19 protein-coding genes are annotated in these 20,288 nt (G+C 69.2%); 15 read left to right on the top strand and 4 right to left on the bottom strand.

The window, feature by feature from the left end:
* Positions 1-8 precede the first annotated feature (8 nt).
* The 8 genes from cobO to AU187_RS11375 all read left to right on the top strand — a co-directional run bounded on the left by cobO (position 9) and on the right by AU187_RS11375 (position 10,069).
* On the top strand, positions 9-623 hold the full coding sequence (gene cobO, locus AU187_RS11410) for a cob(I)yrinic acid a,c-diamide adenosyltransferase (RefSeq protein WP_059099746.1): 615 nt from the start codon (positions 9-11) through the stop codon (positions 621-623).
* An 88-nt stretch (positions 624-711) separates the two neighbouring features.
* A complete protein-coding gene (locus tag AU187_RS11405) occupies positions 712-2,118 on the top strand; it encodes a cobyrinic acid a,c-diamide synthase CobB (RefSeq protein WP_059099747.1) in 1,407 nt (468 codons plus the stop codon).
* Positions 2,119-2,387: 269 nt separating this feature from the next.
* Complete coding sequence (gene cobA / locus AU187_RS11400; protein ID WP_059100121.1) at positions 2,388-3,593, top strand: uroporphyrinogen-III C-methyltransferase; 1,206 nt, start codon at positions 2,388-2,390, stop codon at positions 3,591-3,593.
* A 215-nt stretch (positions 3,594-3,808) separates the two neighbouring features.
* A complete protein-coding gene (locus AU187_RS11395) occupies positions 3,809-5,218 on the top strand; it encodes an MFS transporter (RefSeq protein WP_502687753.1) in 1,410 nt (469 codons plus the stop codon).
* Between the two features lie 191 nt (positions 5,219-5,409).
* The gene (locus tag AU187_RS11390) at positions 5,410-7,161 is read left to right on the top strand and encodes a proline--tRNA ligase (RefSeq protein ID WP_059099749.1); all 1,752 of its coding nucleotides are present in this window, start codon (positions 5,410-5,412) and stop codon (positions 7,159-7,161) included.
* Between the two features lie 8 nt (positions 7,162-7,169).
* Complete coding sequence (locus AU187_RS11385; RefSeq protein ID WP_059099750.1) at positions 7,170-7,808, top strand: TetR/AcrR family transcriptional regulator; 639 nt, start codon at positions 7,170-7,172, stop codon at positions 7,806-7,808.
* Positions 7,809-7,919: 111 nt separating this feature from the next.
* The gene (locus AU187_RS11380) at positions 7,920-8,900 is read left to right on the top strand and encodes a zinc-binding dehydrogenase (RefSeq protein ID WP_231740321.1); all 981 of its coding nucleotides are present in this window, start codon (positions 7,920-7,922) and stop codon (positions 8,898-8,900) included.
* An 8-nt stretch (positions 8,901-8,908) separates the two neighbouring features.
* Complete coding sequence (locus AU187_RS11375) at positions 8,909-10,069, top strand: sulfotransferase family protein (protein WP_231740322.1); 1,161 nt, start codon at positions 8,909-8,911, stop codon at positions 10,067-10,069.
* Positions 10,070-10,072: 3 nt separating this feature from the next.
* On the opposite strand, the gene AU187_RS11370 is transcribed toward AU187_RS11375, so the two are convergent.
* Both AU187_RS11370 and AU187_RS11365 read right to left on the bottom strand, forming a co-directional pair.
* The gene (locus AU187_RS11370) at positions 10,073-10,543 is read right to left on the bottom strand and encodes a ferritin-like domain-containing protein (RefSeq protein WP_059099751.1); all 471 of its coding nucleotides are present in this window, start codon (positions 10,541-10,543) and stop codon (positions 10,073-10,075) included.
* Positions 10,540-11,049, bottom strand: a complete 510-nt coding sequence (locus AU187_RS11365) for a hypothetical protein (protein ID WP_156425528.1) — start codon at positions 11,047-11,049, stop codon at positions 10,540-10,542. The genes AU187_RS11370 and AU187_RS11365 overlap by 4 nt, the downstream gene beginning before the upstream one ends.
* Positions 11,050-11,182: 133 nt before the next feature.
* On the opposite strand from AU187_RS11365, the gene rimP reads away from it, so the two are divergent.
* The 7 genes from rimP to AU187_RS11330 all read left to right on the top strand — a co-directional run bounded on the left by rimP (position 11,183) and on the right by AU187_RS11330 (position 18,826).
* Complete coding sequence (gene rimP, locus AU187_RS11360; RefSeq protein ID WP_059099752.1) at positions 11,183-11,722, top strand: ribosome maturation factor RimP; 540 nt, start codon at positions 11,183-11,185, stop codon at positions 11,720-11,722.
* Entirely contained in the window at positions 11,719-12,762 is a 1,044-nt protein-coding gene (gene nusA / locus AU187_RS11355; protein ID WP_059099753.1) for a transcription termination factor NusA, read from the top strand. Before rimP ends, nusA begins: the two co-directional genes overlap by 4 nt.
* Positions 12,763-12,838: 76 nt before the next feature.
* Positions 12,839-13,243: a YlxR family protein gene (locus AU187_RS11350; RefSeq protein ID WP_082683900.1), complete on the top strand. Its 405-nt coding sequence runs from the start codon at positions 12,839-12,841 to the stop codon at positions 13,241-13,243.
* A gap of 67 nt (positions 13,244-13,310) precedes the next feature.
* Positions 13,311-16,013 (top strand): translation initiation factor IF-2, encoded by a 2,703-nt coding sequence (gene infB, locus AU187_RS11345; RefSeq protein ID WP_082691803.1) that lies wholly within the window; start codon positions 13,311-13,313, stop codon positions 16,011-16,013.
* The gene (gene rbfA / locus AU187_RS11340) at positions 16,014-16,517 is read left to right on the top strand and encodes a 30S ribosome-binding factor RbfA (RefSeq protein WP_059099755.1); all 504 of its coding nucleotides are present in this window, start codon (positions 16,014-16,016) and stop codon (positions 16,515-16,517) included.
* The gene (locus AU187_RS11335) at positions 16,492-17,490 is read left to right on the top strand and encodes a DHH family phosphoesterase (protein ID WP_059099756.1); all 999 of its coding nucleotides are present in this window, start codon (positions 16,492-16,494) and stop codon (positions 17,488-17,490) included. Before rbfA ends, AU187_RS11335 begins: the two co-directional genes overlap by 26 nt.
* A gap of 28 nt (positions 17,491-17,518) precedes the next feature.
* Complete coding sequence (locus AU187_RS11330) at positions 17,519-18,826, top strand: MATE family efflux transporter (RefSeq protein WP_172800234.1); 1,308 nt, start codon at positions 17,519-17,521, stop codon at positions 18,824-18,826.
* A gap of 30 nt (positions 18,827-18,856) precedes the next feature.
* Here the strand turns inward: AU187_RS11330 and AU187_RS11325 are convergent, their stop codons facing one another.
* Together AU187_RS11325 and AU187_RS11320 are read right to left on the bottom strand one after the other, a co-directional pair.
* Positions 18,857-19,420 (bottom strand): class I SAM-dependent methyltransferase, encoded by a 564-nt coding sequence (locus AU187_RS11325; protein WP_059099758.1) that lies wholly within the window; start codon positions 19,418-19,420, stop codon positions 18,857-18,859.
* Positions 19,421-19,524: 104 nt separating this feature from the next.
* A complete protein-coding gene (locus AU187_RS11320) occupies positions 19,525-20,283 on the bottom strand; it encodes an enoyl-CoA hydratase (RefSeq protein WP_059099759.1) in 759 nt (252 codons plus the stop codon).
* Positions 20,284-20,288 lie beyond the last annotated feature (5 nt).

The following is a 20,288-nucleotide window of genomic DNA, read 5'->3' as shown; positions in this document are numbered from 1 at the left end:
AGTGATGTATGCCTCAGGGCCAGCCGCTCACCGTCCCCGACGACGGGTTGACCACTCGCGCACGCCGCAACGCGCCGCTGTTCGCCGTGCACACCGGCGCGGGCAAGGGCAAGTCGACCGCGGCGTTCGGCATGGCGCTGCGCGCGTGGGACCAGGGCTTCGACATCGCGGTGTTCCAGTTCGTCAAGAGCGCCAAGTGGAAGGTGGGCGAAGAAGCGGCCTTTCGCGAGCTCGGGCGGCTGCACGACGAGCACGGCGTCGGCGGACCGGTGCAGTGGCACAAGATGGGGTCCGGCTGGTCCTGGTCGCGCAAGCATGGCGACGAGGTCGACCACGCCGCCGCCGCGGCCGATGGCTGGGCCGAGATCGCGCGGCGGCTGGCCGACGAACGGCACGACTTCTATGTGCTCGACGAGTTCACCTACCCGCTGAAGTGGGGCTGGATCGACGTCGACGAGGTGATCGAGGCGATCCGCTCACGGCCCGGCACGCAGCACGTCGTCATCACCGGCCGCGACGCGCCGCAGCCGCTGCTCGACGCCGCGGATCTGGTGACCGAGATGACGAAGGTCAAGCACCCGATGGACGTCGGCCGCAAGGGGCAGAAGGGCATCGAGTGGTGACCGTCTTTCGCGGGAACAGACGCGAAGTGACCTTTTTCCTCGGCGTGTCGGGGCAATTTCCATCTGCTCGGCGAAGAAAGCGGCCGGTGTGAGCAGGGCGACGCCCGCTGTGGTGATCGCCGCGCCCGCCTCGGGCAGCGGCAAGACCACCGTGGCGACCGGTCTGATGGGGTCGCTGCGGCGCGCCGGCCGGGCCGTCGCGCCGTTCAAAGTGGGTCCCGACTACATCGACCCGGGCTACCACTCGCTGGCCGCGCGGCGGCCCGGCCGCAACCTCGACCCGGTGCTGCAGGGCGAGCGCCTGATCGGGCCGCTGTACCGGCACGGCTGCGAACGCGCCGACATCGCGGTGATCGAGGGCGTGATGGGGCTGTTCGACGGGCGCATCGCCGAGGATTCGCGGAGCTCGGCGTTCGGCTCCACCGCGCACGTGGCCGCGCTGCTGGGCGCGCCGGTCGTCATGGTCGTTGACGCGCGCGGGCAGAGCCACAGCATCGCCGCGCTGCTGCATGGGTTTTCGACGTTCGACTCGTCGGTTCACGTCGCCGGGGTGATCCTCAACCGGGTGGGATCGCCGCGCCACGAGGAGGTGCTGCGTCAGGCCTGCGAACATGCCGGCGTCCGAGTATTCGGAGCGATCCCGCGCAGCGACGAACTATCTGTTCCCTCAAGGCATCTCGGACTGGTTACCGCGGTCGAACACGGCGAGAGGGCGCATGCGGCAGTCGAGGCGATGACCGCGCTCGTCGGCCGCCACGTGGACCTCGTCGGGATCGCCGCGCTGGCCGGAAGCCGGGTGATGGACGATCCGTGGGACGCGGAGGAGGTGACCCCCGTCGGCGGAAACGCCACGGTGGCTATGGCGACAGGCCGGGCCTTCAGCTTCAGCTACGCCGAGCACAGCGAACTGCTCGCCGCGGCCGGCGCCGACGTCGTCGAGTTCGACCCGCTGACCGACCCGCTGCCGCCACGCACGTCGGCCGTCGTCATCCCCGGTGGGTTCCCCGAGGAGTTCGTCGCCGACCTGTCGGCCAACGACGTCGCGCGCGCACAGATCAGGCACCTGGCCGCAGCGGGTGCGCCGGTGCATGCCGAATGCGCGGGCTTGACCTATCTCGTCGACGACCTCGACGGCCACCCGATGTGCGGTGTGTTGTCCGGGTCGGCGACGTTCACCGACCGCCTCACCCTTGGTTACCGCGAAGCGGTCGTGGTGGCCGACTCGCCATTGCACTGCATCGGCGACCGGATGATGGGGCACGAGTTTCACCGCACCGCAGTCTCTTTCGCCGACAGTTACGCGCCCGCCTGGATCTTCTCCGACGCCGACGTCAAGCGGACCCACGACGGCGCCGTGGCCGGCGGCGTCCACGCCGGCTACCTGCACACCCATCCCGTCGCCCACCCGCAAGCGATCAGCCGCTTCGTGGCCGCGGCGGCAACCTCTGAGCTCGCGCCGATGAGCCGCTTACGCGAAGAGGATCGGACCCAGTGACGCGGACGCGAGGAGCAGTGTGATTTCCGAGAACGCCTACCCGTCGGGCGTCGTCGACGCCGCCGATTGTGAAAATGGCGACGGAAATTCGCGTCTGGGCGTCGTCAGATTCACAATCGAGGCGCCCTAGTCGGCGATGGTGAGGATCTCGACGCCGTTGATCATCGGCTCGATGTGCGGCAGGACTTCGGGTAGCCCTAAGCTCGCGCCGATGAGCCGCTTGCGCGAAGAGGATCGGACCCAGTGACGCGGACGCGAGGAGCAGTGTGATTTCCGAGAACGCCTACCTCGTCGGCCTGCGCCTGACCGGCAGGAAGGTCGTCGTCGTCGGCGCCGGCAGCGTGGCGCAGCGTCGCTTGCCGCTTCTGGTGGCCAACGGCGCCGACGTACACGTGATCGCTCGCGAAGCCACCCCCGCGGTCGAGGCGATGACCGGAATCACACTGCTGCTGCGTGAGTTTCGCACCGGTGACCTCGAGGGCGCCTGGTACGCGATCGCTGCCACCGACGACCCCGACGTCAACGCCGCCGTCGTCGCCGAGGCCGAACGCCGCCACATCTTCTGTGTGCGAGCAGATGTCGCCGTGGAGGGCACCGCGGTCACTCCGGCGTCGTTCGAGTACGAGGGACTGTCGGTCGGTGTGCTCGCCGGCGGTGAGCACCGACGGTCGGCGGCGATCAGGACGGCGATCCACGAGGCCATGCAGCGGGGGCTCATCGCACCGGACATGTCGGCGACCCCCGATGTCGTCCACGGCGGCGTGGCGCTCGTCGGCGGGGGACCGGGCGACCCGGAGCTGATCACCGTGCGCGGCCGCCGGCTGCTGGCGCACGCCGAGGTCGTCGTGGCCGACCGCCTTGCGCCGCAGGAACTGCTGGCCGAACTGTCGCCACACGTCGAGGTCATCGACGCCTCGAAGATCCCGTACGGGCGGGCGATGGCGCAGGACGCGATCAACGGCATCCTCATCGACCGCGCGAGGGCCGGCAAGTTCGTCGTGCGGCTCAAGGGCGGCGACCCGTTCGTGTTCGCGCGCGGCTACGAAGAGGTGCTGGCGTGCGCCGAAGCCGGGATTCCCGTGACGGTTGTGCCGGGTGTGACGAGCGCCATAGGGGTGCCCGCATTGGCCGGCGTCCCCGTCACGCATCGCCACGTCACCCACGAATTCGTGGTGGTCAGCGGCCACGTCGCGCCCGGGCATCCCGAATCGTTAGTGAATTGGGATGCGCTGGCCGCGCTGTCGGGCACGATCGTGTTGCTGATGGCGGTCGAACACATCGAGCTTTTCGCCAAGGCACTTCTGGATGGCGGGCGACCTGCGGATACGCCGGTGCTGGTGGTGCAGCATGGCACGACGGCGGCGCAACGGACTTTGCGCGCGACACTCGCCGATGCCGCCGAACGGATTCGGGAGGACGCGATTCGGCCGCCCGCCATCATCGTGATCGGGCCGGTGGCCGCCTTCGGCGGTTAAAGGATTCTTAAGATTACTGTAAGGTAACCCGCATGACGGCTCTCAATGACGCAGAGCGTGCCGCCATGCGCCGTGACGCCGAGGGTGGGGCAAACCAACCGTTTTCATTTCGCCCGCAGAAGAACGCTGTGCAGTCCGCGGAGGGTCGAACCAGCAGGTATCCGGCGTGGCTACCGTCGCGACGGTTCATCGCCGCGGTCATCGCGATCGGTGGCATGCAGCTGCTCGCGACCATGGACAGCACCGTCGCGATCGTCGCGCTTCCCAAGATCCAGGACGAGCTGAGCCTGTCCGACGCCGGCCGCAGCTGGGTCATCACCGCATACGTGCTGACGTTCGGCGGGCTGATGCTGCTCGGCGGGCGGCTGGGCGACACGATCGGTCGCAAGCGCACCTTCATCGTCGGCGTCGCGCTGTTCACTATCGCCTCGATCCTGTGCGGCCTCGCGTGGAATGAGGCGACGCTGGTGATCGCCCGGCTGCTGCAGGGCGTCGGCGCGGCGATCGCGTCCCCGACCGCCCTGGCGCTGATCGCGACCACCTTCCCGAAGGGCCCGGCCCGCAATGCCGCGACGGCGATCTTCGCCGCGATGACCGGTATCGGCTCGGTGATGGGCCTGATCGTCGGCGGCGCGCTGACCGAGGTGTCGTGGCGGTGGGCGTTCTTGATCAACGTGCCGATCGGGTTGGTGATGATCCACCTGGCCCGCAGGACGCTGCGGGAGACGAGCCGCGAGCGCCTGAAGCTGGATGCCACCGGCGCGATCCTGGCCACCCTCGGCTGTACCGCCGCGGTGTTCGGGTTCTCGATGGGGCCCGAGCAGGGCTGGTTGTCGCCCATCACGCTGGGTTCCGGGCTCGCCGCAGCCACGGCGCTGCTCGCGTTCCTCTACGTCGAGCGCACCGCCGCCAACCCCGTCATGCCGTTCGACCTGTTCAAGGACCGCAACCGGGTCGCGACGTTCGCCGCGGTGTTCCTGGCCGGCGGCGTGATGTTCACGCTGACCGTGCTGATCGGCCTGTACGTGCAGGACATCATGGGCTACAGCCCGCTGCGGGCCGGGATCGGGTTTATCCCGTTCGTCATCGCGCTCGGGATCGGCCTCGGCGTGTCGTCGCAGCTGGTGCAGCGGTTCCCGCCGCGGGTGCTGGTGATCGCCGGCGGCGTGCTGGTGCTGGGCGCGATGATCTACGGCTCGACGCTGGATGCGAACATCCCGTACTTCCCGAACTTGGTGCTGCCGATCACCATCGGCGGCGCGGGCATCGGCATGATCGTGGTGCCGCTGACGCTGTCGGCGATCGCGGGCGTCGGCTTCGACCAGATCGGCCCGGTGTCGGCCATCGCGCTGATGCTGCAGAACCTCGGCGGGCCCGTCGTGCTCGCCGTGATCCAGGCCGTGATCACCTCGCGGACGCTGTATCTGGGCGGCACCACCGGCCCGGTCAACGACATGAACGCCGCGCAGTTGCATGCCCTCGACCAGGGCTACACCTACGGCCTGCTGTGGGTGGCCGCGGTCGCGGTCATCGTCGGCGGTGCAGCGCTGTTCATCGGCTACACCGCATCGCAGGTCGCGCACGCGCAGGAAGTCAAGGACGCGATCGACTCCGGAGAGCTTTAGCTCGACATCCGACTCCGGAGAGCTTTAGCTCGACATCCAACCCCCGGAGAGTCGCCGGCGTCGAGGTGATCGTCGGCATCGCCGCGTTCTGGATCGGCTTCTCGGCGCGCCAGATCGCCACCGCGCAGCACACCCGGGAAGCGGTGGAGGCCGGCGAGCTGTAGTCCGGGCCATCAGTAAGGTTGTCGACTGTGATCACCCGCATGTCGGAGCTGTTCCTGCGCACCTTGCGCGACGATCCGGCCGACGCCGAAGTGCCCAGCCACAAACTGCTGATCCGCGCCGGCTACATCCGACCGGTCGGCCCCGGGCTGTACAGCTGGTTGCCGCTGGGACTGCGGGTGCTGCGCAAAATCGAGGCGATCGTGCGCGCCGAGATGAACGCCATCGGCGGACAGGAGATCCTGTTCCCGGCGCTGCTGCCTCGCGCGCCGTACGAGGCGACGAACCGCTGGACCGAATACGGCGACGCGCTGTTTCGGCTGAAGGACCGCCGCGGCAACGACTACCTGCTGGGGCCCACCCACGAGGAGTTCTTCACGCTCACGGTCAAGGGCGAGTACTCGTCGTACAAGGACTTCCCGCTGCGGCTGTACCAGATCCAGACCAAGTACCGCGACGAGGCCAGGCCGCGCGCCGGCATCCTGCGCGGGCGCGAGTTCCTCATGAAGGACTCGTACTCGTTCGACGTCGACGACGACGGGCTCAAGAACGCCTACCACGCCCACCGCGAGGCGTATCAGCGGATCTTCGGCCGCCTCGGCGTCCGCTACGTGATCGTCTCGGCGGTGTCGGGCGCGATGGGCGGCAGCGCCTCCGAGGAGTTTCTCGCCGAGAGCGAGATCGGTGAGGACACCTACGTGCGCTGCCTCGAGTCCGGCTACGCCGCCAACGTCGAGGCCGTAATCACCGCCGTGCCGGAGGCGCTGCCGATCGAGGGCCAACCCGAGGCCAAGGTCTACGACACCCCCGACACCCCGACGATCGCCACGCTGGTCGACTGGGCCAACTCGACGCTCGACCGTACCGTCACGGCCGCCGACACCCTCAAGAACGTGATGCTCAAGGTGCGGGAGCCCGGCGGTGAATGGGAACTGCTGGGCGTCGGCGTGCCCGGCGACCGCGAGGTCGACGACAAGCGCTTGGGCGCGGCGCTGGAACCGGCGGACTACGCGCTGCTCGACGATGCCGACTTCGCCAAGTACCCGTTCCTCGCGAAGGGATACATCGGCCCGAAAGCGTTGTCGGCCAACGGCGTTCGTTATCTCGTCGATCCGCGTGTGGTCGACGGCACGTCGTGGATCACCGGCGCCGATGAGCCGGGCAAGCATGTGGTCGGCCTGGTCGCGGGGCGGGACTTCGTTGCCGACGGCACGATCGAGGCCGCCGAGGTCCGCGAGGGCGACCCGTCGCCGGACGGGGCCGGGCCGCTGGTGGCCGCCCGCGGCATCGAGATCGGCCACGTCTTCCAGTTGGGCCGCAAGTACGCCGACGCGTTCGAGGTCGACGTCCTCGGCGAGGACGGCAAGCCGGTTCGGTTGACCATGGGCTCCTACGGCGTCGGGGTGTCGCGACTGGTCGCTGTCATCGCCGAACAGCACCACGACGAGATCGGGCTGCGCTGGCCGTCGTCGGTGTCGCCGTTCGACGTGCACGTGGTCATTGCCAACAAGGACAGCGCCGCGCGCGCCGGAGCGGAGGAGTTGGTGGCCGACCTCGATCGGCTCGGGCACGACGTGCTGCTCGACGACCGGCAGGCCTCACCCGGGGTCAAGTTCAAGGACGCCGAACTGCTCGGTGTGCCGTGGATCGTCGTGGTCGGTCGCGGCTGGGCCGACGGCGTCGTGGAGCTTCGCAACCGGTTCACCGGGGAGACGCGCGAGATTCCCGTCGACGCCGCGATCGGGGGCGCGGCGGCGGAGATCACCGCAGTGATCGGATAGCGCGACCTGTGCCGCCGGACGCTTCGAAGACCCGAGACAAGCTGCTCGACTGCGCGGCTTTGGCGTTTGCCGAGGACGGGGTGTTCAACGCGTCGCTGATCGACATCACCCGCCAGGCGGGGCAGCGCAACCGCGCGGCGCTGCGGTACCACTTCGGCTCGCGTGACGGCATCCTGTGCGCAGTGATCGACCGCCATGCCGAGTTCCTGGCGCACCGGGAACGCGACCTGCTCGACGTCGCGCTGGCCACACCGGACGACGAACTGGCCCCCGTCCTGGAAGCCATCGTGCGGCCCGCGGCCGAATTGGCCGACAGCGGCTGGCGGGGCCGGTGCTGCCTGCTGATCATCGTGGAACTCACGGGCGAGGACAGGGCTTCTTACAGTGTCGAGTTGCAGTCGGTGCTCGCCAGGACCGGAGGCGACGATGTTTACGAATTGCTCACCGCGCGAACGCAATTCCTCAGCGAGGAGTTGCGCATCGAACGGTTCTCGTTGCTGGTGATGTTCATCTTGCGCGCGATCGCCGACCGTGCGCGGCTGTTGGAGCGGCGGGGGCGGCGCAGTCGTCCACAGCTCGACTACGAACAGTTCGTGCAGAACCTCGTCGCGATGGCCGCCGCCGCGCTGGCCGCACCATTGACATAAGCACCTCTGCTTATTACCGTAGCCGCTGCTGGTGGGTCCGTGCGGTCGGGAGGTCTCGGGTTGAAGGCAGTTCAGGTCATTCGTCATGGTGAACCCACCGAAGTGCTTGCAATGCAGGATGTTCCGGAGCCCGACGTCGGGCCCGGCGAGGTCCGGATCGCGGTCTCGGCTGCGTCGCTGAACTTCGGCGACATCGCCCGGTGCCGCGGCTCCGTCGCCACCGTGGTGGGCGAGCCGCCGTTCACGATCGGCATGGACGTGTGCGGTGTCGTCGACCGCGCCGGTGAGGGCGCGACCGACTGGGTCGGACGACGGGTGGTCGCGATGACCAAACAGTCATTGGGCGGAATCGCCGAACTGGCCATCGCACCGGCGACCTCGGTGTTCGACGCCCCGCCCGAACTCGACGATGTGAACGCCGCGGCATTCACGTTGCCGTTCCACGTGAGCTACCTTGCGCTGCACCGCCGCGCGCGTCTGACGGCCGGGGAGCGACTGCTCGTCGTCGGCGGGGCCAGCGCGGTCGGGACCGCCGCGATCCAACTCGGCATCGCCATTGGCGCCGACGTCCTGGCCGTCGCCGGGGGCGTCGAGAAGGTACGACTGTGCGAAGGACTCGGTGCGACGGGCGTCGACCACACCGCCGTCGACCTGTTCGATGCCGTGATCGCCCACACCGACGGGCACGGCGCCGATGTCGCGTTCGACGTGGTCGGCGGCGACCGAACCGAACAGATCTGGACCTGCCTCACCCGCGGGGGCCGGTATCTGCCCGTCGGCTTCAACGATGACCCGCAGTCCGGCCTGACCGGTCGCCCGCTGCGCAAGGCCGCGATGGCCAACATCTCGATCCTCGGCGTGATCCTTGCCTACGGCGAAATGCCGGTCGAATTCCGCAGATTCGGCCTCAACTTCTTCCCGGCCGAGGTGGGTAGGGAGGTGCACGGCGCGTTGCGCGACCTGGTCGCCGCCGGCGCGATCCGGCCCGTGATCGGTCGAGAGGTGACGATGGAGAAGGTGGCCGAAGCGTTGCAGGACCACGCACAGCGACGCACCGCGGGCAGGACCGTCGTCAGGGTCGGACGCGGGTAGGGCCGGCCGTGACGACGTTCGACGCCGACGACATCATGGCGAGTGCGATTGAACTCGCGGGTTCGGACGACTTCGGCCCCAGCGACTTCCGCGTGGGTCTCGAGGTGCTGTGCGATGCGGCGGGTTCCGAGGCCAAACTCAACGATCTCGGCGATATGGCCATGCGCCAGAACATGATCGGCGGTCTCGCGAATCGCCTGCGGGTCACCGACTGGGTACGTCGGCATCCGGAAGTCGTCGCCGAACCCGTCGAGGCACCGATGGTCGTCATCGGTTTGTTCCGGGCGGGCACCACGTTCGTCAGTGAACTGTTCGACCGGGACCCGGCCAACCGGTCTCTGCTGCGCTGGGAAGCGGGCGACAGCGTGCCGCCGCCGACCGTCGAGACGCTGCGGTCGGGCCCGCGCATCGACGCGGCAGCGGCCGGCATCGACATGCTCGAATCCCTGAACCCGAAGATCAAAGTGGTGCATCACGAGGATGCCGCCGGCCCGACGGAGTGCCTGACGCTGCTGGGGCAGGACTTCAAGAGCCTGACCTGGGAGGCGATCGCCAATGTGCCGAGCTACAGCGACTGGTTGTTGAGTGTCGACCAGCGGTCGGCATACGAGTACCACCGCACTGTCCTGCAGGTCCTGCAGAGCAGCGGCGCGCGCGGGCGGTGGACCCTGAAGAGCCCGCACCACGCGATCGCGCTCGACGCGCTGACCGCCGTGTACCCGGACGCCCAACTGGTGGTCTTGCACCGCGACCCGACGGTGCTGTGCGCGTCGGCGTGCAGCCTGTTGTCGACACTGACCGGGACTTTCAGCGACGCCGACCACACCTCCTACATCGCCGAGCACTGGACACGGATGCTCGAGGTGTCCATCGAGCGGATCGAGCGATACCGCCGCGCGAACCCTGGCCGGCACATCGTCGATGTGCACTACGCCGACCTCACCGCTGATCCGGTCGGCACCGTCGAACTGATCTACCAGGCCTGCGGTCGCGTGTTGTCACCCCGGTCGCGCGACGCGATCCGTGACTACGTCGGCTCCCACCCACGGGGTCGCTTCGGCGCCCACGGCTATCGGCTCGAGGATTACGGACTGCACCAGGAGCGGATCCGCGAGCGGTTCGCCGATTACGTCGACCGGTACGACGTCCACGTCGAACTGTCGCGCTAGCGGCTACTCGTTGCCGCCGGGGAACGCGACCGTGACCGGCGTCGTCCCGAGCACCCGGCTCCACCGAGCGGCCATCACCGCGGACTGCGTCAGCGCCGCCACCCCGAACGCGCGCTCCTGCTCGGTGGTGGCCTGTTCGACGACCGCGCGCCACGCGACGGCCGCGTCCTCCTCCATGCGGACCGCGAGCTTGGCGGCGTCGGTCGGGCTGTCGACCTTCATCGGCAACTGGTATCCGGCGGCCGGCAGCGGACCCTCGACCGACCGGCCGCTCAGCATGGCCAGGCCCTTTTCGCGGCGCTCGCGGTGCTCGGCCATCGCCTTCGACACCAGGTCGTTGACGTCCGGCGTGGAGTGCGCCGACACCAGCCCGTATCCGTAGATCGTCGCGTGTTCGGTGGCGATCGCGTCGAACAGCGCACCGTCCGCGGGGTTCGACGGCCGCGTCGGTCCGGTCGGTTCCACGGACGTCATTGCGGCCTCCTCGGCTCGGCGAGGGCCACCGTGTACGCGGCGGTGCAGGCCGCGGCGATCGACGCGATCAACCCCGCGCGGTAACCCGACAACTTGGCCGCCAGCTCGCTGGCGCTGGCTGCCGATGCCCGCAGCGCGTTGGCGGCGTCCTTGACCGTGGGCGGCTTCGCCGCCTCGGCGGTGGTGCTCGACGGCGTGGTGGTGGGTGCCTCGGCGCCGCGCATCCGGACCAGCTCATCGGACAGCGCCTGGGCATGGGCCGCGCGTTCGGCGGCGACCGCGGTCAGCGCCGCCACGACGGGTCCGCGCTCCTCGGCGGCGGCATCGGTGGCCAGCTGGCTGTCGGCGCGCGCCCGGTCGAGTTGGGCGGCGAGTTCGTCGACCTCCGGCGGCGGTGGTGATGACCCGCAGGCGGCCGCGGTCGCGCCGAGTAGGGCCAACGCCGCGGCCGAGGCCAGTACGCGTCTCCTGCTGATGGTCGGCGGAGTGCTCGGCACGAGCAACATCTTGCCATCGCGGTCTCGTCGCATCGGGTGCGCGTTTGGCGTTTACCGCGACGGCCCTGGCGTATCGTTGAGTGTTGGTTCGGCGGTGGTGCCGCGGAATCGAGTCCGGACAACTCAAGACGAGGAGCTCGCCGTGACGGAGCGTTCTGCGGGATTGCCGTCGCAGAAAGAGGTGATCGAGCTACTCGACGGCGAGTTCGCGCGCGCAGGTTACGAAATCGAAGACGTGGTCGTCGACGCCGCGGCGCGTCCGCCCCGCATCACGGTGGTGGCCGACGGGGACGACGGCCTCGACCTCGAGTCGATCGCCGGGCTGTCCCGGACGGCGTCGGCGCTGCTGGACGAGGTCGACGCCAGATCCGCGCCGTATGTCCTCGAGGTCACCTCCCCGGGGGTGGACCGACCGCTGACCGCCGAGAAGCATTTCCGCCGGGCCCGCGGTCGCAAGGTCGAGGTGACGCTGTCCGACGGCACTCAGCTCACCGGCCGGCTCGGCGAAACCGCCGGCGGCGTAGTCCGTCTGGTGGTCCGCGCCGGCCGAGGGGCCAACTACTCGGTACGCGAACTGCCGTTGGAAGGCATCGCGAAAGCCGTTGTGCAAGTGGAATTCTCGCCTCCCAATCCGCGAGAGCTGGAGCTGGTCGGCCGTTCTGGGAAGGAGGCTTCGACGTGAACATCGACATGGCCGCACTGCACGCCATCGAAGTGGACCGGGGCATCCCGGTGGGCGAACTCGTCGAAACCATCAAGTCCGCGCTGCTGACCGCCTACCGGCACACCGAGGGACACGCCGCCGAGGCGCGCATCGAGATCGACCGCAAGACCGGTGAGGTCAAGGTGATCGCCACCGAGGTCGACGACGACGGCAATCCGATCACCGAATGGGACGACACCCCAGAGGGATTCGGCCGGGTCGCCGCCACCACCGCGCGCCAGGTGATGCTGCAGAGATTCCGCGACGCGGAGAACGAGAAGACCTACGGCGAGTTCTCGGCCCGCGAAGGCGACATCGTCGGCGGGGTGATCCAGCGCGACGCGCGCGCCAACGCGCGAGGCCTCGTCGTGGTCCGGATGGGCAGCGAGACGAAGGGTTCAGAGGGCGTCATCCCCGCCGCCGAGCAGGTGCCCGGTGAACGTTACGAACACGGCGACCGGTTGCGCTGCTACGTCGTGGGCGTGAGCCGCGGCGCGCGTGAACCGTTGATCACACTGTCGCGCACGCACCCGAACCTGGTGCGCAAACTGTTCTCGCTGGAGGTTCCCGAGATCGCCGAAGGGTCGGTGGAGATCGTGGCCGTCGCCCGCGAGGCCGGCCACCGCTCGAAGATCGCGGTCACCTCCCGGGTGCCGGGCCTCAACGCCAAGGGGGCCTGCATCGGACCCATGGGCCAGCGGGTGCGCAATGTGATGAGCGAGTTGTCCGGCGAGAAGATCGACATCATCGACTACGACCCCGATCCGGCGAAGTTCGTCGCGAACGCGCTCTCGCCGGCCAAGGTGGTGTCGGTGTCGGTCATCGACGAGACCGCGCGCGCGGCACGCGTCGTGGTGCCCGACTTCCAGCTGTCGCTGGCGATCGGCAAGGAGGGGCAGAACGCGCGGCTGGCGGCCCGGCTCACCGGCTGGCGCATCGACATCCGCAGCGACGCGGCCCCCGCGGGCAAGGCCGAGGCCGGTCAGGACGCGGCGCGCGGGCCCGTCGGCGACCGGTAAGCCCGCCCCGCGCACGCGTCGACGCCGACCAGCGCAGCCATTTCAATTACCAGCGACAGTGACGGTAGACTCACCTGTGATCCAGCGCGAGACTTCGGCTTCGGCGCAACGACGCAGCCCCGACGAACCTGTCGGACCGGTGCGGACCTGCATTGGTTGCCGAAAACGAGAGCTGGCCGTCGAACTGCTTCGGGTGGTCGCCGTCGGCAACGTCGATGGGGCTGGGAATCGTTCCAGCACCGTGACCGTCGACTTGGCGAGAAAGCTGCCGGGGCGGGGTGCGTGGCTGCATCCCACTCCGCACTGCCTCGACGCAGCAATTCGGCGGCGAGCCTTCGGTCGAGCGCTGCGCATCACCGGTTCACCGGACGTATCCGCGGTGGTCGAGCACGTCAGCGCTGTGAACAGCGCCGAAGCGCCCGAACCGCCCGGCAACAGAACAGGTAGCGAAGAACATGAGCACACCGTGAAGTCCCGATGACCATGCGTCATAGCTAACCCGAGGCGCGGCGCCTACCACCGCTGACGCCTCTAGAGATGGAGATGTAGTGGCAGGTAAGGCCCGTGTACACGAGTTGGCCAAGGAACTCGGTGTCACCAGTAAGGAAGTTCTCGCTCGGCTGAGCGAACAGGGCGAGTTCGTCAAATCCGCGTCCTCCACGGTGGAGGCGCCGGTTGCGCGCCGGTTGCGCGAATCCTTCGGAGGCGGGAAACCGGCCGCCGAGAAGGTCAAGGCCGACGGCAACGGCTCGTCGGCTGGCTCATCGGCTGGGGCCGCCACCAAGAGCGCCGCCCCCAAGGAGCCCGCGAAAGCACCCGCGCCCAAGCCTGCGGCGCCCCCTGTCGAGGCTCCACCCGTCGCGCCTCCCGCGGCGGCCGGCCCGCCGGCCCCGCCCGCAGCACCGCCTTCCCGTCCGGGTCCGACACCCGGCCCCCGGCCCGGTCCCGCGCCGGGCGCCCCCAAGCCGGCGCCGCGCGTCCCACGTGTCGGTAACAACCCGTTCTCGTCCCAGCAGCCGGTTGACCGGCCGATTCCTCGTCCGCAAGGGCCCCGCCCCGGGCCCGGCGCCCCGCGGCCCGGTGCTCCGCGGCCCGGCATGTCGCCGAGCAACATGCCGCCACGTCCCGGCGGGCCCCGCCCGCCGCGTCCGGGTGGCGGCCCGCGGCCCGGCCCCGGTGGCGGGCCTCGTCCCGGTGCGGGCCAGGGCGGCCGTCCCGGCGCCGGTGGCGGCGGCGGTAACTATCGCGGCGGCGGCGCCGGCGGTGGAGCCCCGGCCGGCGGCGGCTATCGCGGCCGGCCCGGCGGCGGTGGCCGTCCCGGCCAACGCGGCGGCGCGGCAGGTGCCTTCGGTCGTCCGGGCGGCGCCCCCAAGCGGGGTCGCAAGTCGAAGCGGGCGAAACGCGCCGAATACGAGAACATGCAGGCGCCCGTCGTCGGCGGTGTCCGGCTGCCACACGGCAACGGTGAGACCATCCGGCTGGCGCGCGGTGCGTCGCTGAGCGACTTCGCCGAGAAGATCGACGCCAACCCGGCCGCGCTGGTCCAGGCCCTGTTCAACCTCGGAGAGATGGTCACCGCGACGCAGTCCGTCGGCGATGACACCCTCGAGCTGCTCGGCAGCGAGATGAACTACAAGGTTCAGGTCGTCTCACCCGAGGACGAGGACCGCGAGCTGCTGGAGTCCTTCGACCTGTCCTATGGCGAAGACTCGGGCGGCGAGGAGGATCTCGAGCAGCGGCCGCCGGTGGTCACCGTGATGGGTCACGTCGACCACGGCAAGACCCGACTGCTGGACACGATCCGTCAGGCCAACGTCCGCGAGGGCGAGGCCGGCGGCATCACCCAGCACATCGGCGCCTACCAGGTGCAGGTCGACCTCGACGGCAACGTCCGGCCGATCACGTTCATCGACACCCCGGGCCACGAGGCGTTCACCGCCATGCGTGCCCGCGGCGCGAAGGCCACCGACATCGCGATCCTCGTGGTCGCCGCCGACGACGGCGTGATGCCGCAGACGGTCGAGGCGATCAACCACGCGCAGGCCGCCGAAGTGCCGATCGTGGTGGCGGTCAACAAGATCGACAAGGAAGGCGCCGACCCGGCCAAGATCCGCGGTCAGCTCACCGAGTACGGGCTGATTCCCGAGGACTACGGCGGCGACACGATGTTCGTCGACATCTCCGCCAAGCAGGGCACCAACATCGATGCGCTGCTCGAAGCGGTCGTGCTGACCGCCGATGCCGCCCTGGACCTGCGGGCCAACCCCGACATGGAAGCCCAGGGTGTGGCGATCGAGGCACATCTGGACCGCGGTCGCGGCCCCGTCGCCACGGTGCTCATCCAGCGCGGCACACTGCGCGTCGGCGACTCGATCGTGTCGGGTGACGCCTACGGGCGGGTACGCCGCATGGTCGACGAGCACGGCGAGGACGTCGCCGAGGCGCTGCCATCACGGCCCGTCCAGGTCATCGGCTTTACGTCCGTGCCGGGCGCCGGTGACAATCTGCTAGTCGTCGACGAGGACCGGATCGCGCGTCAGATCGCCGATCGGCGCAGCGCGCGCAAGCGCAACGCGTTGGCGGCCCGCAGCCGTAAGCGCATCAGCCTCGAGGATCTGGATTCGGCGCTGAAGGAAACCAGCCAGCTGAACCTGATCCTCAAGGGCGACAACGCCGGTACGGTCGAGGCGCTCGAGGAGGCCCTGTTGGGCATCCAGGTCGACGACGAGGTGGAGTTGCGCGTCATCGACCGTGGCGTCGGTGGTGTCACGGAGACCAACGTCAACCTGGCGTCGGCCTCGGACGCGATCATCATCGGCTTCAACGTCCGCGCCGAGGGCAAGGCCACCGAGCTGGCCAACCGCGAGGGTGTGGAGATCCGCTACTACTCGATCATCTACCAGGCGATCGACGAGATCGAGAGCGCGCTCAAGGGCATGCTCAAGCCGATCTACGAGGAGCGCGAACTCGGCCGTGCCGAGATCCGCGCGATCTTCCGGTCGTCGAAGGTCGGCAACATCGCCGGCTGCCTGGTCACGTCGGGCATCATGCGGCGCAACGCCAAGGCGCGGTTGCTGCGTGACAACATCGTGGTCGCCGAGAACCTCACCGTGTCGTCACTGCGTCGCGAGAAGGACGACGTCACCGAGGTCCGCGAGGGCTACGAGTGCGGTCTGACGCTGACCTACTCCGACATCAAGGAAGGCGACGTCATCGAGACGTACGAGTTGGTCGAGAAGGAAAGGGTCTAGATGGCCGATCCGGCACGAGCACGCCGGCTGGCCAAGCGCATCTCCACCCTCGTCGCCTCGGCGATCGAATACGAGATCAAAGATCCGCGGCTGGCCGGTGTGACGATCACCGACGCCAAGGTGACCAACGACCTGCACGACGCCACGCTGTACTACACGGTGCTCGGCTCGTCGCTGTCCGAGGAGCCCGACTACGGCGCAGCCGCGGCGGCGCTGGACAAGGCGAAGGGTGTGCTGCGCTCCAAGATGGGCGCCAGCCTCGGCGTCCGCTTCACGCCGACGTTGGCGTTCGAGCGCGACACCGTGCCCGACGCGGCGGTCAAGATGGAAGAACTGCTCGCCCGCGCCCGCGCCGCGGATGAGGATTTGGCGAGAGTTCGCGAAGGTGCCAAGCACGCGGGGGACGCCGACCCGTACCGTGTCAGTGAGGAGGAGGGCGAGGCAGTACCCGGGGGGCCTGACGACTCTGAGGACATCGGTGACCGCGATAGACAAGACGACTGACGTTCCCGAAGTGGGCGATCGGGTCGACGCCCACGCCGCCGCCGAACTCCTCTCGGCGGCCTCGTCGGTCGGCGTGGTCTGCCATGTCTATCCCGACGCCGACACGATCGGTGCCGGCTTGGCGTTGGCGCTGGTGCTCGACCAGGTCGGCAAGAGTGTCCAGGTGAGCTTCGCCGCGCCGGCGGATCTGCCCGAATCGCTGCAGTCGCTGCCGGGTGGACACCTCCTGGTCGGCCCCGACGCGATGCGCCGCGACCCCGACCTCGTGGTCACCGTCGACATCCCGAGCGTCAACCGGCTCGGCGCGCTGCGCGGGCTCGCCGACCCCGGCCGCGACGTGCTGGTCATCGATCATCACGCCTCCAACGAACTATTCGGCAGCGCCAACTACGTCGACCCCTCGGCGGACTCCACCACGATGCTGGTGGCCGACCTCCTCGATGCGTGGGACAAGCCGATCGACATCGGCGTCGCGCACTGCCTGTACGCGGGACTGACCACCGACACGGGCTCGTTCCGGTGGGCCAGCCCGCGCGCGCACCGACTGGCTGCACGGCTTGTCGAAATCGGCGTGGACAACGCCGCGATCAGCCGCACGCTTCTCGACACCCATCCGTTCGCGTGGCTGCCGATGCTGTCGCGGGTGCTGTCCTCGGCGGAGTTGCTGCCCGAGGCCGTCGGCGGTCGCGGCCTGGTGTATGCGGTGGTCCGATACCAGGAATGGGCGGATGCGCGACCGGAAGAGGTCGAGAGCATCGTCGACATCGTGCGCACCACCGAGCAGGCCGAAGTGGCCGCGGTGTTCAAGGAGATCGAACCCGCGCACTGGTCGGTGTCGATGCGCGCGAAGACCTACGACTTGTCACCGGTGGCGAGGGGCTTCGGCGGTGGCGGGCACCGTCTGGCGGCCGGTTACTCGGCGACCGGGTTCGTCGAGGACGTGGTCAGGGCGTTGCACGCGGCCCTTGGCTGAGCCTGGACCGCAGCCGCCGCACGCACCGGTGGACGGCCGCCGCATCGCCGGGCTGGCGTTGCCTGCACTCGGGGTGCTGGCCGCGGAACCGATCTATCTGCTGTTCGACCTCGCGGTGGTGGGCCGGCTCGGCGCGCTGGCGCTGGCTGGGCTGGCGATCGGTGGGCTGATCCTGACGACGCTGAGCTCGCAGATGACGTTCTTGTCCTACGGGACCACGGCGCGCTCGGCCCGCTTCTTCGGCGCCGGGGACCGCGCGGCGGCCGTCGGGGAAGGGGTGCAGGCGACGTGGCTGGCCCTGGGTTTGGGCACGGTCATCGTCGCGGTCGTGCAGCTGTTCGCGGTGCCCCTGGTGTCGGCGCTGGCCGGGGACTCCGACGGCGGCGCCATCGCCGAGCAGGCGTTGCCGTGGGTGCGCATCGCGATCGTCGGTGTGCCCGCGATCCTGGTGTCGGCGGCCGGCAACGGTTGGATGCGCGGGGTGCAGGACACCGTGCGTCCGCTGAAGTTCGTCGTGTTCGGCTTCGCGGTGTCGGCGGTGCTGTGTCCGCTGCTGGTGTACGGCTGGCTCGGCATGCCGCGGCTCGGGCTGGCGGGCTCGGCGGTCGCGAACCTGGTGGGGCAGTGGTTGGCGGCGCTGCTGTTCTGCCGAGCCCTGCTTATCGAGCGGGTGCCGGTGCGGGTGCAGCCGCAGGTGTTGCGCGCGCAGGTGGTGATGGGTCGAGATCTGGTGTTGCGGACGCTGGCCTTCCAAGCTTGCTTCGTGTCGGCCGGGGCCGTCGCAGCCCGCTTCGGTGCGGCCGCAGTTGCCGCCCATCAGGTCGTGCTGCAGTTGTGGAACTTCCTTGCGCTGGTGTTGGATTCGCTGGCCATCGCCGCCCAGTCGCTGGTGGGCGCGGCGCTGGGAGCCGGCCAACTGACGCACGCCAAGTCGGTGGCCTGGCGGGTGACGATCTTTTCGACGCTGGCCTCGGTCGTGCTCGCGGCGGTGTTCGCCGTCGGCTCCTCGGTGTTCCCCAGCGTGTTCACCGACGACCGGTCCGTGCTCGACGCGATCGGGGTGCCGTGGTGGTTCATGGTGGCCCAATTGCCAATTGCGGGAATCGTTTTCGCATTGGACGGTGTGCTGCTGGGCGCGGGCGACGCGAAGTTCATGCGGAACGCGACGCTGGCCAGCGCGCTGGCCGGCTTCCTGCCGTTGATCTGGCTGTCGCTGGTGTTCGGTTGGGGCCTGCTCGGGATCTGGGCGGGGCTGTCGACGTTCATGGTGCTGCGTTTGGTGTTCGTGGGCTGGCGCGCGTTCTCCGGACGTTGGCTGATCCCCGGCACGGCTTAGCCGATTGCCGCGAGCGTGCGCGACGCAGGCTCAGCGTGCGCGCGCGACGGCCGACCAACCGTAGTCGGTCACTTTCACCCGCACGTCACCGAAACCGGCCGCCGTCAAGCGTTCCGGCAGCGTCGCCGGGTCGACAGGGTTGTAGGTATCGCCCTCGTGCGCGACGGCCAACTCGTCGCTGCCGAGGCTGTCGCTGGCGACCAACGCCGCGCCGGGACGCAGGACACGGGCGACTTCGCCGAAGAGCCGGTTCTGCATCTCGCTGGTGGGCACGTGGTGCAGCATCGTGAAACACGCTGCGCCGGTGAAGCGGTCGTCGTCGTAGCAGAGCGCCGTCGCGTCACCGCGCACGATGTCGACGGTCGGCACATCGGCGAACCGGTCCCGCAACAGCGCGGCCAGTTCGTCGTCGATCTCCACCGATGTCAGCCGCGCCGCCGATTCGCTCAACACATCGGTCGTCGCGCCGTAGCCGGGCCCGACCTCGAGCACGTCGTCGCCGAGGTCGACCTCACCCAGCGCCCACGGCAGGATGACCTCGCGGATCAACTGGCGCCACTCGTCGCTTCCGCAGTACTCGTGCGCTTCGTTCACGCTCGTCAGCCTACGAGCGTGCGCAACATGCAGCGGGATCGCGGCGTCTCTCGGGCTGGGCCCACCGCGAAGCGCCGGGGAACCCCTTGCCTAAATAGAAAGCGTCAGTGGACCTGGGCGCGGCCTCGCTCCAGCACGGCATCGCGGTTGGCGGCGATGTCGTCGCCGCTGGCGGTGCGCATCCATTCCCGCGCCGACGCCGCTTCGATCCACAGTCCCTCATTGGTCTGCGCCTCGTCGATGCGGTGATACGACGCCAGCAGCGCGCGCACGGCCTGCTGATTGTTGCCGACGATCGAGGCCGCCACCTGCCGGGCCGTCGGCATCAACTCAGCGTGCGGCACCACCTGGGTGACCAGCCCGGTGCGCAGGGCCTCTTCGGCCGACAGGTAGTCGCCGGTCAAGCTCATCCTGCGGGCCATACCGACGCCGACCTTCTGCGGCAACCGAACCGAGAGTCCCCATGTCGGCAACAGCCCGACGCGGGCATGCGTGTCGGCGAAGCGGGCCTGTTCGGAGGCGATCAGGACGTCGCAGTAGAGGGCGATCTCGAGGCCGCCGGTGACCGCGGCCCCGTTGATCGCGCCGATCGCCGGTTTGGTCATCGGCGGCCACTTGGGCGAGATGTCGGGCAGCTCGGTGGTGTCGCCGAGTTCCTTGAGGTCCAGGCCGGCGCAGAAAACCGGGTCGCTGCCGGTGACGATCACGACGTCCACCTCGTCGTCGGCTTGAGCGTCGCCGAGCGCGCGGTAGAACCGCCTGCGCAGATCGGCCGACAACGCATTGCGCGCCTGCGGCCGGTTCAGGGTGAGCGTGCGCACGCGGTCTTGTGTCGTGATGAGCAGGATGTCGTCGTTGGTCACCAACC

Origin of the sequence: Mycobacterium sp. IS-1556 (assembly GCF_001499985.1) — a bacterium.
Classification (GTDB): Bacteria; Actinomycetota; Actinomycetes; order Mycobacteriales; family Mycobacteriaceae; genus Mycobacterium.
Note: the sequence above shows the minus strand (reverse complement) of the source record. Positions and strands in the feature narration are given on the sequence as shown.

Coding starts and splice junctions, on each gene's coding strand:
- cobO (WP_059099746.1), top strand. CDS start 9: ATGCCTCAGGGCCAGCCGCTCACCGTCCCCGACGACGGGTTGACCACT.
- AU187_RS11395 (WP_502687753.1), top strand. CDS start 3,809: ATGCAGCTGCTCGCGACCATGGACAGCACCGTCGCGATCGTCGCGCTT.
- AU187_RS11380 (WP_231740321.1), top strand. CDS start 7,920: ATGCAGGATGTTCCGGAGCCCGACGTCGGGCCCGGCGAGGTCCGGATC.
- AU187_RS11370 (WP_059099751.1), bottom strand. CDS start 10,543: ATGACGTCCGTGGAACCGACCGGACCGACGCGGCCGTCGAACCCCGCG.
- AU187_RS11365 (WP_156425528.1), bottom strand. CDS start 11,049: ATGTTGCTCGTGCCGAGCACTCCGCCGACCATCAGCAGGAGACGCGTA.
- rbfA (WP_059099755.1), top strand. CDS start 16,014: ATGGCCGATCCGGCACGAGCACGCCGGCTGGCCAAGCGCATCTCCACC.